The sequence below is a fragment of the Bacillus sp. 22475 genome, from assembly GCF_052044835.1.
Taxonomy (GTDB): domain Bacteria; phylum Bacillota; class Bacilli; order Bacillales; family Bacillaceae_G; genus Bacillus_A; species Bacillus_A cereus.
In genome coordinates this window covers 155306-171415 of record NZ_JBQENW010000003.1, presented here as the reverse complement: position 1 = coordinate 171415, position 16110 = coordinate 155306, and the positions used below count along the sequence as shown (strand labels likewise).

The following is a 16110-nucleotide window of genomic DNA, read 5'->3' as shown; positions in this document are numbered from 1 at the left end:
TATTATTTCATTATTCCTTCTTTAAAAATTGTTACAATGAAACAAAAGGGGGAAAAGTAATGCGAAATTTAGTAATTGAAGAAATTAAGAAACTAGAAAATGATATGGAAGAACTTTCGAAACTTTTGAAAATGGTTGTAAATGATGGGGCATCAATTGGTTTTTTGCCTCCACTGGAACAAAAAGACGCAACAAAGTATTGGCAAACAGTATTAGCGCCAGAAGTGATATTGTATGTGGCTAAAATAAACAACGAAGTAGCAGGGAGTATTCAATTACAATTAGTTACAAAGCCTAACGGAATTCATAGAGCCGAGATTTGTAAATTAATGACTCACCCAAACTTTAGACGTAACGGTATTGGACGATCGCTTATGCAAAAAGCAGAGGAACGAGCAAAGCAAGAAAACAGGTCTCTTTTAGTATTAGATACTAGAGAAGGAGATCCTTCCAATAAATTGTACAAATCACTAGACTACCAAGAAGTTGGAACAATACCAGGGTATGCAATTTCTCCGAATGGAAAGTTAGATGCTACGGTTCTTTATTATAAATGCATATAAATTGTGATTAAAAGGTTATCATACTGAATAATAAGAAACTATTTTAACACCGTCTATATTTTTTTGGCGGTGTTAAATAAATTTATTGATATAATCCATTTACCGCACTAAATGAATTTGAGAAAGTTTTTAGAGGGTTCTTTTAGTAATGATTCTCGTCTTATAATAAATGTAGAGAAGATGACTAGGCAACTATAGTTATTTTCGCTTTATTATTGGAAGGGGATGAAAGAATGAAAAAGAATAGTTTACAAAAGATGAAGAAAGTTATTTTAAGTGGTGGCGTATTACTTACGGGATTATTAACATTTGGATTTTCAGAAAAGGCTTCAGCTCATGGATATGTAGAATCACCAGCGAGCCGATCTTATTTATGTAAGCAAGGGGTAAATGTAAATTGTGGACCGATTCAATATGAACCACAAAGTGTAGAAGGGATAGGTGGATTTCCGCAACTCGGACCTTCTGATGGACAAATTGCAGGGGCTGGTCATTTTCCCGCTTTAGATGTTCAAACTGTAGATAGGTGGAAGAAAGTTACGTTAAATGGCGGAACGAATACATTCAAGTGGAAACTAACGGCTCCTCATAGTACAAAAGAGTGGAAATATTATATTACGAAAAAAGGTTGGAATCCAAATAAACCTTTAACGCGATCAGATTTAGATTTAGTGCCATTCTATGTGAAAAATGACGGTGGAGCTAGACCAGGGACAACAGTAATGCACGAAGCAAATGTACCAACTGACCGTAGTGGATACCATCTTATTTTAGCTGTTTGGGAAATTGCAGACACTGGAAATGCGTTTTATCAAGTTATAGATGTAAACCTTGTGAATAATGGCTTAGCTTCAAATTTCGCTTTTAACAACGTAGTGCAAACTCCTACACTATTTTAATTGAAACATATATTTCGATCATCTAATTCATTTTAGATGATTTTTTTTATGAAAATGATGAAAAATATAGAAGAAAGTGCAATTATTTATAAAAAAATATGCTTTAAATATTGTCATATTTGCTTCTTTAAGATATCCTTTTCATGAAGAGGTGGAAAACATGGAAAAAGTACTAGTTTTCGGGCATAAAAACCCAGATACAGATGCAATTTGTTCTGCAATTGCTTATGCAGAATTGAAAAAAGAATTAGGAATGAATGCTGAGCCTGTACGTTTAGGCGAAATCAGCGGTGAAACTCAATTTGCGTTAGACTATTTTAAAGTAGAAGGACCGCATTTTGTTGAGACAGTAGCAAGCGAAGTGGACAACGTTATTTTAGTTGACCATAACGAGCGTCAACAAAGTGCTAACGATATCGAATCAGTTCGTGTGTTAGAAGTTATTGACCATCACCGTATTGCTAACTTTGAAACAAGCGATCCTATATACTATCGTTGTGAGCCAGTTGGATGTACAGCTACAATCTTAAACAAAATGTACAAAGAAAATGGCGTTACAATTCGTAAAGAAGTTGCAGGTTTAATGTTATCTGCAATTATTTCAGATTCTTTACTATTCAAATCTCCAACTTGCACAGAACAAGACGTAGCAGCTGCTCGTGAATTAGCGGAAATCGCTGGTGTAGATGCTGATAGCTACGGCTTAGAAATGTTAAAAGCTGGTGCTGACTTAAGCGGAAAAACAATGGAGCAATTAATCTCTCTTGACGCTAAAGAATTCCAAATGGGTAATGCGAAAGTTGAAATCGCACAAGTAAACGCTGTTGATACAAACGACGTTCTTGTACACCAAGCGGAACTTGAAAAAGTAATCTCTGCAGTAGTAGAAGAGAAAGGTTTAGACCTATTCTTATTCGTTGTAACTGATATCTTAACTAACGATTCTGTCGGTCTTGCGATCGGTAAAGCAGCAAACGTTGTTGAGAAAGCATACAACGTATCACTAGAAAACAACACAGCTACTTTAAAAGGTGTTGTATCTCGTAAAAAACAAATCGTACCAGTATTAACAGAAGCATTCCAAGCTTAATATTATTGAGTATGATTTAACAAAAAGGACAAGTAGTCGGATTGGCTGCTTGTCCTTTTTCTTTCTCTAAAAAACAGAAAATTTTAATTTTAAAATAGGAGGCTTGTGTATGCTTAATGATTTGGAAAGTAAATTACAGTCACTTTTAGAGCGAAATATTAATTCTGTTTTAGAATTAGAAAATTGGCTTTTAGAGGAACTACGTGTAAACGCTGAAATAGAAGAGGAGATTACAAGTAGTTTAATCGCCACGTATAGAGATACAAATGACAGAAATAAACGTAATTTACATATGTATAATCAAAATACAATTCAACCACTATTAAAAAGATACAATGCAAAATTTGACCAGAAATTTAGAGAGTGTCAGTTTTCCGATTTATTAGATGAGCAAAAATATGGATTTATGAAAAAATTAAGATTGGCAAAAAGTAAAATGTTTAATGAAAAAAACATTGCACTTTCTATTAAAGAGCAAGAACTTATTACGAAGTATAGAGAAGTAATGTCTAACATAACAATTAATTGGGAGGGGGAGCAAAAGACGTATGCATACGTTAAAGCAAAGCTAGATAACCCCAATAGAGTTATTCGTGAAAAAGCTTGGTACGCTTTATGTAAAGCAAGAAGTGCAGTGAAAATGGAAATAGATTGTATTATGAATGAGCTCGTACAATTACGGAATGAGCTCGCTTTAAATGCAGGGTTTCATAATTATAGTGAATATGCTTTTAAACAAAAAAATAGAGATTACAGTATTGAAGATTGCTATAAGCTCCATGAATCTATAGAAAAGTATGTTGTACCAATTTGGAAACAGTTAGGAAGTATTTCTAAAAAGAATCTCGGTGTAAAAACGTATCGCCCTTGGGATCTTTCTCCATGTCATTTACCAAAAGTCCCATTCCAAAATGCTATTGATTTATTGGATGGAGTGGAAGAAATGTTTCGGACGACAGATTTATATTTTTATGAGAAATTTATTTATATAGGGAAAGCGGAATTGATTGACGTAGAAGAACGTAGAAATAAAGCACCAGGAGCTGCTTGTTTTACATTGCCTCATAGTAAAGAGGTTTTTGTGTATTCTAATTTTAGTCCATCTTTTTATGCAATTAATGCACTCATACATGAATTGGGGCATGCATTTCATTTTTATAAACAATTTAACAATGATAGTAGCATGCAGGAAAGATATCTGCGCGAAGAAGTGGCTGAGCTTTATTCACTCAGTCTTGAGTTATTAGTAATGGATAAGTTGAATGTTTTTTATAAGCAAGAGGATGAATATAAAGAAGTGCAGCGCGTACAATTATATCGTGCTCTGTCTTTATTAATGTCGTCAATTGCAGGAGATATATTCCAGCATTGGCTTTATGCAAATCCAAACCATACACCAGAAGAGCGTGATAAGAAATATGCCGAACTATGCAAAAGGTATCAATATTCATCAGTCGACATTGCAGGATTAGAAGGTGAAATCGGTGCAAGCTGGATAGAGTCATTTCACTATGTTCAGTTTCCTTTTTATAAAATTGAATACGCAATTGCACAAATAGGAGCGATGCAACTGTTTCAAATATATCGAGAGGACCCAGAAAAAGCGATTGCTTTCTTTAAAGAGGGAGCGAGTGCAGATTGGAATTTATCTATACAGGAAATATATATAAATACAGGTGTTGCGTTTGACTTTTCGGAAGAAAGGATACAAAGTACTGCAAGGGCTATTTTAGATTTGATTAACGAATTAAAATAAGGATAGCGTTAGCTATCCTTACAATTGTTTATTCGTAAGATTTTTTCTTGTTTATATAAAATGTGATTATCGCAGTAATGAAGAAAATAGGTATCGCATACACTTGCCCAACAAATAACTTCCAGCCGACATAATTGTAGCCTTCAGATGCTGGGATGATAACGGAAATAACGCAAACGATAAAATAGACTAATAGTGCAGGGATAATATTTTTCATTTTTATGAACCTCCTTTTTAATTTTTATTAATACATCATAATATTACAATTTATTTTTATTATTTTGAAGAAAAAAGAAAAATTTTTATGGTATTATAATATTTGCATTGAGAGTGATCCATAGTACTTATATGGTAAAATGTGTAATTAAAACTTTCAGAATTATTATATAGTATTTCGAGAGAAAAATGTACAAAATAATGGATTTTATTTATTGAAGTAAAGGGAGTAGAAATATATATGAAAAGGCTATGTATAATTCCATGTGGAAAAAAGAAAATTTGGGATAAGCATTCAAACTACGGACCGATGGAAGCAAAAGATGTATATATTAGTCCGTTCGGAAAAGCATGTCAGGCGTACGCATCCATGTTTTTCGAAAACTGGGTTATATTATCAGCGAAACATGGATTTTTAAGGCCAAATGATATTGTATTAAAAAACTATGATCTTGCATTTGATTCAAAAAACGATGAGGTAATAAGTATAGAGAAATTACAAAAACAGATGGTAGATAAAAGTTTACTACAGTTTGACGAAATCGTCTTACTAGCAGGGAAGAAGCATAAAAAAGTAGTGACAAAGTTATATCCAGAAGAAATGATTACATATCCGCTAGAGGGGTGTAAAGGAATTGGGTATATGTTGCAGAGGTTAAAAGAGGCAGTGAAGGAGGAGGCGGAAATATAGGTATAGTTTCGGTCACCATGATCTTAAACTTTATTTAGAGAACTAAAAGTAAAATAGAGTTTTTAAGCATCGCCAAAAAGGTGATGCTTTTTTGTTCGTGTTACCATTCAAGTTAATACAATTTAGAGAATAAAAAATCCGATTTGTGAAATGTGAGATAAGACTTATTTTTATATAATCTTCTAACTCTACTTATGATATGGAGAAAATAGACTAATATACAAGCCTTTGTATACTTTCAAACATAGAATATGATGAATTCTATTTAGGAGGAAGTATATTCATGAGGAATACTTGTCATTGTGGGCATTCCCGAAATTGTAATAAATTTTGGGATGATTTAATGTTTGGGAGATGTAGATGCAAATGCAGAGATTTTCACGAATGTTGTTGCAAAGAGAAACCGAAATGTGAGTGTGAAAAATGTCATTGTAAAACAAAACCGAAATGCCATTGTAGGGATGAAGAGGAAGGGGATTAATAATAAAAAAGAGTACGATACGTACTCTTTTTTTTGGGGGGGAATTATAATCCATCTTGAACAGATTTCTTTACAATTACCCATGTGTCTTTCTTTTTAACCGTTATAGCTACATTAGTTCCATTAGATTCCTTATAAAAGATATATCCATTGTTTGAGTTTACATATGTTACTGGTTCGCCTATGCAATCTCGCGAGCAGGATTTGTTGACCAATTCAATTAGGGATAGTTCGCTTGGATCGGTTTTGCTTGCTTCTATAACAGCATCAAGGCTTGTTTTTCGATAACCTTGCAAGTTTATATGAAAAAGCTGCTCTATTTCTCCTGTAATGCTAGTGTTCATTACTTCTACTGAATTCTTTTTTTCTTGAAGAAAGCCGTTTTCATAAAGTAATTTTGTATAGCCAATCCATGCTATTAACACTAGCATGAAAAACATACCCGTCAGTTTAAGTATTCGAAGTCGTTTGCTTATAATTGTTTCTGAGTATTTCATTTAGTCTAATCCTCCAATGTTTTTAATTTAAAATATGCTTGGATACATACTTTTAGAAGAGGATGAAAGTTAATGAGTTTTCAATAAAAAAGAAAACATCTAGAGTTAGATGCTTTCTTTTTTTTGTATTTTTCGCTATCTGTTCGTTACTTGTTTCATAAGTGGTCTTATTTCTTTAACTGGTGGTTTCTTATCATAGGCATCAACGTAAGAAAAGTAGTAGTTTAAGTTTCTTAGAAGACCTTTTCCTATTTTTGCACTTAAGAAAGGAAATACTTGTCCGGTATAATCATCGAGAGATTTACAGTAATATTTTTCATCTAAATATATACTGTATTTACATGTTAGTTCTACTAAAGGATTCCCTTCATCATCAAATACTTCTTTAGAATCAATAATATCTATTAGTGCAAATTTTTCATTTAAGTAAACTTTCTTTTTTTTCTCGTGTTTATTTGTAAGTATAAAAACGAGACCAATCGCGTTAATCAAACTATTTCCTCCTATAAAAAACGGATATTAATAAAATATATCGATATAAGCTAAATGTAAAGAGGAGAGGTGAAATATCATGGAGAGAAAACTAAATAAGCCGATTTATGTTTGGAAATCGACTTATTTTTATCAAGTATTACTTAGTAGTAATACCTACTCTGATTAAAGTTTTACTTTATTGAAATACTTGCGGGAATTGTTTTACGATTGCGTTTGTTATCATATCGGCCATTTCTAATGCTTCTTTTTCAATTTTATCGTAAAGTTTTACTCCTGCTTCATAATCTTTATTTAGGAAGGCAAGTGCTTCTGCTTTCGTTAGTGCTAAATGTTCATAAAACATTTTTCTAAATTCTTCTTTATCTATATATGGGTTGATACTGTTAAGAAATTCAATAATTTCATCACCATTAGCGTACCATTTTTTCTCTATAGCGGCCGCTGCATTTTGATTACCAGCTTTTGCGGCTTTAACAAGATCCGCTGCAATTACTAAGTGATCTTTAATTAATGCACTATATTTTTTCACTGCATCCTCACCGTAAAATGGTTCAAGTGATAGACCCATATGTGTTGCGTTTTGTAGAAGCCGTCCAACAGTAACGTTAACATCTGGTAAATTATATACAATACTTATAATAGCCAATCTCGTCCAAGCGACGTGTTGTTCCCATAAAGAACGCATATACCCTTTTAAAAAATTCTCGTTTTTACTAATTCGGTAGTTACGTACGGATAAATCATAGTTTACATAAGGGTTATGGTAGGGGGAGTAATACGATTGCAAATAAGAATACATAAATAGTAACACTCCTTTGAACATGTATAACTCAAAGTATGATAAATATTTATTTTTAGTTACGTGTCCTAGATTATTTTTAGGGAATTTGAAATGGAGAAATTCAACGAATGATGTTGTGGTATATATGAATAAAGTGAATATAAAGTAAAAGAGGGTCTGCAAGGGAAGTTGCAGACCCTCAAAAGGGTATTGCCGAGATGTCGGACTCGACTACGTAATGTTATCATAAAATTCTTTTGAAAAAACCTGGTAAATGTGTCCAAATGAAATTGGTACCGTCATAAAGTCAAAGGGACCTGCTTCCCGCGGCAGGCCCCATTAACTAGATAATGTCGATGAGCAAAAACTCATCTGGAGTACTTTTATAGTAACAAGTAAAATGTGTTTTGTGTATTGAGAAAGAAGAATTGCATAATTATATGTGAACAATTTAAATCCCAACGATTTATGATTATCATTAATTGTTGGGATTTAAATATAGTTATAAAATGGAGAAAAGACTTGGAAGTGGGATTGAAGTGCACATTAGTATGTAATCATGAAAAAGACCTGCTAATATGAGCAGGTCAACTTAAGGGGTTTATCCAACAGATTATTATATATGGTAACAACTGAATTGTAGTAAGTCTATACATTTAATATTGAGAAAACTTCTGTGAATGATACATTTTTTGCGCATATATTAACGTCTAAAAAATTGAGAAAGAAAATGTAAAAGCTTTTTATAAGAGAATAATGGCTGATACTTATAGTATGATTCATATTTCCACGCATCATTATTAGAGAATTGGAATTGTGTTGTTTTCTTTTTTGCCGTGATGGAACTCATATTACGATGTTTCATATAGTAACCTCCTGAATTTATATGTATACAATTAGTAGTATTCAAGAAAGGGAAATAAAATGAACATCTAAATTGAAACTCTTTCTTCATGTGTACTGGATTTACGTTATAAATGTTGTAAAACATATAAAACACGGATGCTAATTCATATTAAATATAGAATAATGAAAAAACAATAAGCGTTTATCCATCCCTTTCAAGTCGCATAAGTGATTGATATAATAGAAGTAGATGAAAGATAAAGAAAAGCAGGTGACTCTTTTTTGTTTACTAAAGCACAAGAACTTTTAGCGTCCTACTTTGGTTATTCTTCGTTTCGAAGAGGACAAGATGAAACAATTAAAAATGTACTAGATGGGAAAGATACAGTTTGTATTATGCCAACGGGTGGCGGTAAGTCAATTTGTTATCAAATTCCGGCATTAGTATTTGAAGGAACGACGTTGGTTATATCTCCTTTAATATCACTTATGAAGGATCAAGTAGATACATTGGTACAGAATGGCATTTCAGCTACATATATTAATAGTTCTATTTCTATTGCTGAAGCAAATCAGCGAATTCAATTAGCGAAACAAGGACATTACAAATTACTTTATGTCGCGCCTGAGCGTCTTGATTCGATGGAGTTTGTTGACCAACTTATCGATATGAAAATCCCTATGATTGCGATTGATGAAGCACACTGTATTTCACAGTGGGGACATGATTTCCGTCCAAGTTATTTACATATACATCGCATATTAGATTATCTTCCAGAAAAGCCGCTCGTATTAGCATTAACAGCAACAGCAACACCGCAAGTACGTGATGATATTTGTAATACACTTGAAATTAATCAAGAAAATACAATTATGACAACGTTTGAGCGTGAGAACTTATCGTTTTCTGTTATTAAAGGGCAAGATCGAAATGCATATTTGGCGGATTATATTCGTCAAAATCAAAAGGAATCTGGGATTATATATGCAGCTACTAGAAAAGTAGTCGATCAGTTATATGAAGATTTAATGAAGGCAGGAGTTTCTGTATCAAAATATCACGCTGGTATGAGTGATAGTGATCGAAATGAGCAACAAGAACTCTTTTTACGAGATGAAGTAAGTGTAATGGTAGCAACATCTGCATTCGGGATGGGTATTGATAAATCGAATATTCGTTACGTAATTCATTATCAGCTTCCAAAAAATATGGAAAGTTACTATCAAGAAGCAGGACGTGCTGGTCGTGACGGATTAGATAGCACATGTATATTGTTATATTCTTCTCAAGATGTACAAGTACAGCGTTTTTTAATTGATCAATCAACTGGAGAATCACGTTTTTCAAATGAACTTGAAAAATTGCAAAATATGACCGATTACTGTCATACAGAACAATGTTTACAATCATTCATTTTGCAATACTTTGGAGAAGAACCGAAAGAAGATTGTGGACGCTGTGGTAATTGTACAGACAATCGCGAGAGCATCGATGTGACAAGGGAATCACAAATGGTTTTATCATGCATGATTAGAACGAACCAACGCTTTGGAAAGCAAATGATAGCGCAAGTATTAACGGGGTCGAAAAATAAGAAAGTTATTGAATTTAATTTTCATACTTTACCAACGTATGGGCTTTTATCGAACCGTAGTGTAAAAGAGGTCAGTGAGTTTATTGAGTTTTTAATTTCAGATGAGTTAATTGCAGTTGAACATGGCACTTATCCGACGTTAAAAGTAACAGAAAAAGGGAAAGAAGTATTACTTGGTAAAGAGAATGTTTTACGAAAAGAACGAGTAGAGACAAGACAAATTGTTCAAGACCATCCTTTATTTGAAGTGCTTCGTGAAGTACGTAAAGAAATTGCACAAGGAGAAGGTGTACCTCCGTTCGTTATTTTCTCTGACCAAACATTGAAAGATATGTGCGTGAAAATGCCGCAAAGTGATTCCGAATTGTTGACGGTAAAAGGTATCGGAGAACACAAACTTGTGAAATATGGCTCGCACTTCTTACAAGCAGTTCAGCATTTTATTGAAGAAAATCCAAATTATACTGAAACGATTAAGACAGAAGTAGTTTCAGAGCGTAAAAAGTCAGGAAAAGCGTCCGCAAATTCTCATTTAGAAACGTATGAAATGTATAAACAAGGTATTGATTTGAATGAGATTGCAAAAGAACGCAACTTATCAAGACAAACAATCGAAAACCATTTAATTCGCTGCTACGAGGATGGAATGGAAGTAGAGTGGCAAAGTTTTGTTCCATCAGAGTATGAATCTCTTATTGAAATTGCCGTTCAAAATGCAGAGGGTGGTCTGAAATCTATTAAAGAACAGCTTCCGAATGAAGTGAGTTACTTTATGATTCGTGCTTATTTACAAATAAGAAAGTAGAGACATATAAAGGGGATAAGAATTTATGTATCATGTTTTCGTTTATGGCACGTTAAGAAGAGGACAAACGAATGCTCATTATATGCTAGGTGCAACATGCATTGCAGACAGAGCTTGGACATATGGAAAATTATTTGATACGAACGAAGGATATCCGGCCATGACTTATTCGATTGAAGAAAAGGTGTATGGAGAAGTTTATGTAGTAAATGATGAGATATTGTGTAAGTTAGATGAACTAGAAGAATATACAGGTAATGCGGAGACTGATTTATATGATCGAATCACGCAAACAGTATATGTTGCTGATAGGAAAATAGAGGCATATGTGTATATCGCTCAAGATAAAAAGATGTTAAAGAAAGTGATAGAATCTGATGACTGGCTTATGTATCAAAAAATATAATAAGGTAGTTTTAAAAATTGGAAAGCAGATAATGACGAATTCATTATCTGCTTTTTATTGTGTGAATAATTGTCGTTCTCTTTTTATTCTTATAGTTCTTAGTACGATTCCAATTCCGAGAAATAAAACAGTAGCAGCGACCCCGCTAATAGGATTTAACCAAAAATCACTACTGTTTGTAAGGGTAATAATCCCTGTTATGGTAACTAAAACAGTAGGAACAGCATCCTCGATCGCATGCATGATAACGCATGGCCAGACGGATTTTGTAAGTCTATATATTTCAACATACATAATTGACCAACAAACCATAAGGATACAGCCAGATAAAAGCATATTTAATCTTGAGATAGATTCAAAATATTCATTTGGCAAAAAGACTATATAATATGCAGCATGCCAAAGTGCCCAAATTAAACCAGAAATAATATAAATGTACCAATCGTTTAGATTTAGTTCAATCAACTTTGGAGTTAAATAACCACGCCAAGAAAACTCTTCAAAAATGTTTTTAATAAAGTTTCCAATAGAAGACATGACTATGAGTGACAATAACGTGGATATATCAAAACTAGAAATATGAGCTACTCCAAAAATGAGCGATATGCTTATCGTTATTACTGTAACGAATGGATAAATAAGTAGTGCAGTGAAATACCATGTAAAGTTTCCTTTCAAATTTGGCTTGATGCCAAAATCATTCCAATCTCGGCTAATAACTCTAAGGAAAATGCTTAGGAGGAAAGGTAATATTAGCCATAATCCCATACCTAAAGTGTTTCCTTCAGGTTGATTTGTTAGAAGAGAATCTAGAAATACCCCAATCCATCCACTGGCCAAAACAGTGAATACAAAAATAAGTAAATATAACTTTAGTGATTTCTTTTTCGCGACATTCATTTGAAGAGCCTCCTTTACTTTTGTTTATCCTACTATTTATGGGCAGTAAAACGCCCATTGATTAAAATCTTTAATTTTTACAATGTTTTTTAATAGATAAATTAAATAGGAGACAAATAGAAAGTAGTATCTTTTGCATGCATCACTATACTATATGTGTATTTGTTTGATTTAGATGTTGCATATTCTTTTTAAATTAGAAAGATGAAAAGTAAGTTTTTTCGGAAAATTTAAATGGAAACTATTGACTTTATGATTGGATTTTTAATACAATGATACTTCGACTGAAAAATTAGAACGGACAGGAGGGAATCGTCGAAATGAGCAACATATTTGAAGATGAGTTACAAAAAATGAAGGATACTTTACATACGATGGATGAGCAATTGGATAAGCTTGAAAAAATCCCAGTTTATTATGGAGAAGATTTTAAAGAGCAAATTCTTGAAAGTATGAGGGAGTCTAATAGACAAAACTTACGTATTGGTGTGCAAGAGCCGTACTTTGGAAGGTTAGATTTTCAGGAAGATGGAAAAGAAGAAGTTATGCCGATTTATATCGGAAAAGTAGGGGTTTCGGATATGGACACGATGAAGCCAATCATTATCGATTGGCGGGCACCTGTCGCAAGTATGTTTTATTCATTTACCGGTGGAGACGAATTAGCGTTTTATCAATCACCAGATGGGTTAGTAGAAGGTGATGTGTATTTAAAACGAAACATTTCCATTCGAAAAAGAGAACTTGAACGTGTTGTTGATACATATGTAAAAGGAAATGAAGATGTATCGCATGCCGATGATTTTCTTCTATATCGATTAGGTGAGAATAAAGATAATAAGCTAAAGGATATTGTTTCAACGATTCAATCAGAACAAAATGATATTATTCGAGCGGAAAGAAATTTACCATTACTTATTCAAGGGGTTGCAGGGAGCGGAAAGACAACAATTGCTTTACATCGCCTTGCTTTTTTAATTTATGAATATCGTGAACAACTAGAAGCAGAAAGAATGATCGTATTTGCGCCGAATAGTCTGTTTTTAGACTATATTTCGAGTGTACTTCCTGAATTAGGTGTAGGGAATATTAGTCAAACAACGTTTCCGGATTGGGCATTACGTACGTTAGATGATTCAGTGAAACTAAAGCAGACAGAAGAAAAATTGAAAGAAGCATTTTCAATTAATCGTGATGAAAAGAAGGTAATGCTAGGTAAATTAAAGGGTACGTTGGAATTTAAGACGTTTATTGAAGAGAGAATGATCCAATTTGAAAATGAGTTAATTCCGACAAAAGATTTTGAGGCGTGGGATAGAGCGATTATCCCAGTAGAAGATATTAAAAAATGGATGCAAGTTGAATATAAACATTATCCTTTACAGAAAAGAAGAGAACGATTAGTAGGACGAATGAAGCGCTGGATTGAAATTGAACTTAAAAAATTCGGGGAAACAAACGAGAAAAAATTACTTAAAAAAGAAGCGACTAAGAGACTGAACGCATATATGAAGTTTTGGCCAAAAATGAGTGCTCTTTCACTGTATAGTTCAATAGTAAAAAGTAAAGAAATACTTGAGGTATTACCTGAAGAACTTGTTAAAGAAACAGAAAAGAGTTGTCGTAAAAAAGAAGTGTATGTAGAAGATTTACCAGCTTTAATATACATACATCATCGTATAACAGGGATCGAAATCGGGCAGAAGTTTCATCACGTTGTTATTGATGAAGCGCAAGATTTTTCGCCTTTCCAAGTTTATGTATTAAAAGAAATTACATTAGGTAATTCTTTCACTATATTAGGTGATTTATCGCAAGCGATTTATGATTACCAAGGAATTGAAGATTGGAATGCTTTTAAGGAAGTATTCCAAGAAACCGGTTATTATGAATTGACAAGAAGTTATCGTTCTACAAAAGAAATTATTGAATTTGCAAATGAAATAATTAAAAATGCAGACATCCCAGTAGGACTCGCAACACCAGTCTTCCGCAGTGGAGAAGATGTGAAAGTAATTCGTGCAGAAAATCAATTTACTGAAATTGTGAAGACGGTAAAACATTTGCAAAATGCAGATGTGAAAACAATTGCGGTAATCGGAAGAACAGAAGGTGAATGCCGTGATATATATGTGAAATTAAAAAATGCAGAATTAACGGTAAACGTAATTGAAGCAAACCAAAGTAAATATGAAGGTGGTATATCAGTAGTACCTGTCTATTTAGCGAAAGGTTTAGAATTTGATGCGGTGCTTTTAATTGATGTGGATGAGGAACATTACAAAAATACAAAACATGATGCAAAGTTACTATATGTTGGATGTACGAGATCACTTCATGACTTATGGATTTTCCATAGTGGGGAAGCGTCACCTTTAATTAAAGGATTAAAATAAAGTAAAACTATAATCAGTGGGGAGTTTTACTGCAAGCTAATGTGGGATAAATATAAAAAGAGGATTTTCTAGTACAGTATGAAGATCCTCTTTTTTATATTAAAATGGTAGACGAATTAATGACTTGAGCTGTTGTTTAAATGATATACGATGCTTTTTTCTAATTCCTTAGTTTGTTCTTTTTCCCATGTACGAACAGCATCTACTGGAGTTTGTGTATGTTTTAACCAATCTAGAATAAGGTGTAGTTGTTCTTGTATTTGACCAATGTTTTGCTCCTTTATGTTCTTATTCTGAATTCTATTAATTAATTGAAGCATATAGGGAAGTTTTTCTATACATTCGCTTAAATCTCCGCAATAACCTGAAGGGAATTCATGTGTACCAAATTCTAAAGTATGGATGTAATTAGAAACTAGGTATATCATAGCTTCTTGTTCGGTATCACCACCTAATTCAATCGCTTTTCGAAGGAATTTTTCTAAATCGTCATCTTTATTGCTAGAGTCCATATAAATTCCTATCCATCTAAAAGGTCTTGAATCAAATGGGTTGTTTTCTGTCCATCTATATAGAATGTCTATTAGCAAACTATTTAGTGCGAAAGTTAAGACCTCATCTTTTTCGTTTAATGCATCTAAAATAGTAAACAGTGAAATGGCAAACTCTTCTTGATCTTTTGATTCCCATTTCTTTGCATTTGAAATAAATGTCTCTAAATGTTTATAAGCTAATTTTCGAAGTCCCGCTTCACGATGCTGACAGTAACAAATAAAATCATGCCAATGCTCATTTGTATTCATATGTATAATAATAGTTTGTAATGTAGTGAGAGGTTTATCCATTATAAGTCCCCAATCTATTAAGAACGTGTTGAAAATTTAGTGTTATTATATCATTACATAAATTAAAAAGGGAGAGTTACTATGATTACAAAAGTAATTACGAAAAGTAATTGGGAAATCGCAAAAATAATTGGAAAAATTAATGAAGATTCCCTTATAGAAGAGGGATTTATTCATTGTTCATTAGTAGATCAAGCTTTAAGAGTTGCAGAAAAATATTTCAAGCATGAAGAAGATGTTTTATTACTTACAATTGATCCAGCCCTATTAAAAGCAGAAGTAAAATATGAACTTGCTTCAAACGGTCAAGAATATCCGCATGTTTACGGAGTAATTAATGTTGAGGCGATTGTAGAGGTTGTTCCATTTTCTAAAGAAAACGGGGAATTTATATTACTTAAATCAGTTCGACTTTAGTAATAGGCGATGGAGTTCGCTATAATTGCTATATATAGCTAATGAATCCTATTGATAAACGAGATTTTTTGTTTATCAGTAGGATTTTTAATTTTATTCGAACAGACTTAAAAAGAGCACATTTGAATTGTGCTCTTTAAGAGAAAAGTGAATTAGGGTTTTTACTTCTAGATAATGTATGAGTGATTCATCATAATGTGACGATGAATCACAAAAGAGCAGTTAGAGTGGGAAGAATTTTTATTGGTCACGGGATCCAATCGATTGGTAATGAAGCAGTTCTAACAGGACTCATTATAGACTTTGAAGATGAAACGTAAAAAAATTATTATGTTTATCTGAATATTGAGGGAATACAAAAGTTTTATTTATCTAATTTTTAGAAAACATAGACTATAATATTGATAAATGGTATAATTTCCTTGTTATTG

Annotated in this window: 17 protein-coding genes and 1 riboswitch; of the genes, 10 read left to right on the top strand and 7 right to left on the bottom strand. The window is 32.9% G+C overall.

Features of this window, described 5'->3' with window-relative positions; genetic code table 11:
• Positions 1-59 precede the first annotated feature (59 nt).
• The 4 genes from ACTJJY_RS07145 to ACTJJY_RS07130 all read left to right on the top strand — a co-directional run bounded on the left by ACTJJY_RS07145 (position 60) and on the right by ACTJJY_RS07130 (position 4308).
• Positions 60-563, top strand: coding sequence for a GNAT family N-acetyltransferase (locus ACTJJY_RS07145; RefSeq protein WP_023522191.1), 504 nt, complete (start codon positions 60-62; stop codon positions 561-563).
• A gap of 233 nt (positions 564-796) precedes the next feature.
• Entirely contained in the window at positions 797-1462 is a 666-nt protein-coding gene (locus tag ACTJJY_RS07140; RefSeq protein ID WP_089171237.1) for a lytic polysaccharide monooxygenase, read from the top strand.
• Between the two features lie 160 nt (positions 1463-1622).
• Positions 1623-2552: a manganese-dependent inorganic pyrophosphatase gene (ppaC, locus tag ACTJJY_RS07135; protein ID WP_440605310.1), complete on the top strand. Its 930-nt coding sequence runs from the start codon at positions 1623-1625 to the stop codon at positions 2550-2552.
• 109 nt (positions 2553-2661) lie between these two features.
• Positions 2662-4308, top strand: coding sequence for a M3 family oligoendopeptidase (locus ACTJJY_RS07130; protein ID WP_440605309.1), 1647 nt, complete (start codon positions 2662-2664; stop codon positions 4306-4308).
• A 28-nt stretch (positions 4309-4336) separates the two neighbouring features.
• Here ACTJJY_RS07130 and ACTJJY_RS07125 read toward each other — a convergent pair whose 3' ends face one another.
• Positions 4337-4525, bottom strand: coding sequence for a DUF4017 family protein (locus tag ACTJJY_RS07125; RefSeq protein WP_000789485.1), 189 nt, complete (start codon positions 4523-4525; stop codon positions 4337-4339).
• 240 nt (positions 4526-4765) lie between these two features.
• Between ACTJJY_RS07125 and ACTJJY_RS07120 the strand changes: the two genes are divergently transcribed.
• Both ACTJJY_RS07120 and ACTJJY_RS07115 read left to right on the top strand, forming a co-directional pair.
• Complete coding sequence (locus ACTJJY_RS07120) at positions 4766-5215, top strand: DUF6884 domain-containing protein (protein ID WP_144465264.1); 450 nt, start codon at positions 4766-4768, stop codon at positions 5213-5215.
• A gap of 347 nt (positions 5216-5562) precedes the next feature.
• The gene (locus ACTJJY_RS07115; protein ID WP_247610939.1) at positions 5563-5796 is read left to right on the top strand and encodes a hypothetical protein; all 234 of its coding nucleotides are present in this window, start codon (positions 5563-5565) and stop codon (positions 5794-5796) included.
• On the opposite strand, the gene ACTJJY_RS07110 is transcribed toward ACTJJY_RS07115, so the two are convergent.
• The 4 genes from ACTJJY_RS07110 to ACTJJY_RS07095 form a co-directional block, all read right to left on the bottom strand.
• Complete coding sequence (locus ACTJJY_RS07110; RefSeq protein ID WP_000877567.1) at positions 5741-6193, bottom strand: hypothetical protein; 453 nt, start codon at positions 6191-6193, stop codon at positions 5741-5743. The genes ACTJJY_RS07115 and ACTJJY_RS07110 overlap by 56 nt on opposite strands.
• 135 nt (positions 6194-6328) lie before the next feature.
• Complete coding sequence (locus tag ACTJJY_RS07105) at positions 6329-6685, bottom strand: hypothetical protein (RefSeq protein ID WP_000606231.1); 357 nt, start codon at positions 6683-6685, stop codon at positions 6329-6331.
• Positions 6686-6863: 178 nt separating this feature from the next.
• The gene (locus tag ACTJJY_RS07100; protein ID WP_440605308.1) at positions 6864-7487 is read right to left on the bottom strand and encodes an acetylglutamate kinase; all 624 of its coding nucleotides are present in this window, start codon (positions 7485-7487) and stop codon (positions 6864-6866) included.
• Positions 7488-8172: 685 nt separating this feature from the next.
• The gene (locus tag ACTJJY_RS07095; protein ID WP_016081284.1) at positions 8173-8334 is read right to left on the bottom strand and encodes a hypothetical protein; all 162 of its coding nucleotides are present in this window, start codon (positions 8332-8334) and stop codon (positions 8173-8175) included.
• 263 nt (positions 8335-8597) lie between these two features.
• Here ACTJJY_RS07095 and recQ point away from each other — a divergent pair, with 263 nt between their 5' ends.
• Positions 8598-10715 (top strand): DNA helicase RecQ, encoded by a 2118-nt coding sequence (gene recQ, locus ACTJJY_RS07090; protein ID WP_098125771.1) that lies wholly within the window; start codon positions 8598-8600, stop codon positions 10713-10715.
• A 25-nt stretch (positions 10716-10740) separates the two neighbouring features.
• Entirely contained in the window at positions 10741-11121 is a 381-nt protein-coding gene (locus tag ACTJJY_RS07085) for a gamma-glutamylcyclotransferase family protein (RefSeq protein WP_440605307.1), read from the top strand.
• Between the two features lie 54 nt (positions 11122-11175).
• Here ACTJJY_RS07085 and ACTJJY_RS07080 read toward each other — a convergent pair whose 3' ends face one another.
• Entirely contained in the window at positions 11176-12021 is an 846-nt protein-coding gene (locus tag ACTJJY_RS07080; RefSeq protein ID WP_440605306.1) for a CPBP family glutamic-type intramembrane protease, read from the bottom strand.
• A gap of 320 nt (positions 12022-12341) precedes the next feature.
• Between ACTJJY_RS07080 and ACTJJY_RS07075 the strand changes: the two genes are divergently transcribed.
• Complete coding sequence (locus ACTJJY_RS07075; RefSeq protein WP_440605305.1) at positions 12342-14417, top strand: HelD family protein; 2076 nt, start codon at positions 12342-12344, stop codon at positions 14415-14417.
• A 116-nt stretch (positions 14418-14533) separates the two neighbouring features.
• On the opposite strand, the gene ACTJJY_RS07070 is transcribed toward ACTJJY_RS07075, so the two are convergent.
• Entirely contained in the window at positions 14534-15262 is a 729-nt protein-coding gene (locus ACTJJY_RS07070; RefSeq protein ID WP_440605304.1) for a hypothetical protein, read from the bottom strand.
• Between the two features lie 81 nt (positions 15263-15343).
• On the opposite strand from ACTJJY_RS07070, the gene ACTJJY_RS07065 reads away from it, so the two are divergent.
• Entirely contained in the window at positions 15344-15679 is a 336-nt protein-coding gene (locus ACTJJY_RS07065; protein ID WP_000629081.1) for a DUF952 domain-containing protein, read from the top strand.
• A riboswitch (Fluoride riboswitch) is annotated at positions 15676-15737 on the top strand. Its footprint overlaps the gene before it by 4 nt.
• Positions 15738-16110: the final 373 nt, after the last annotated feature.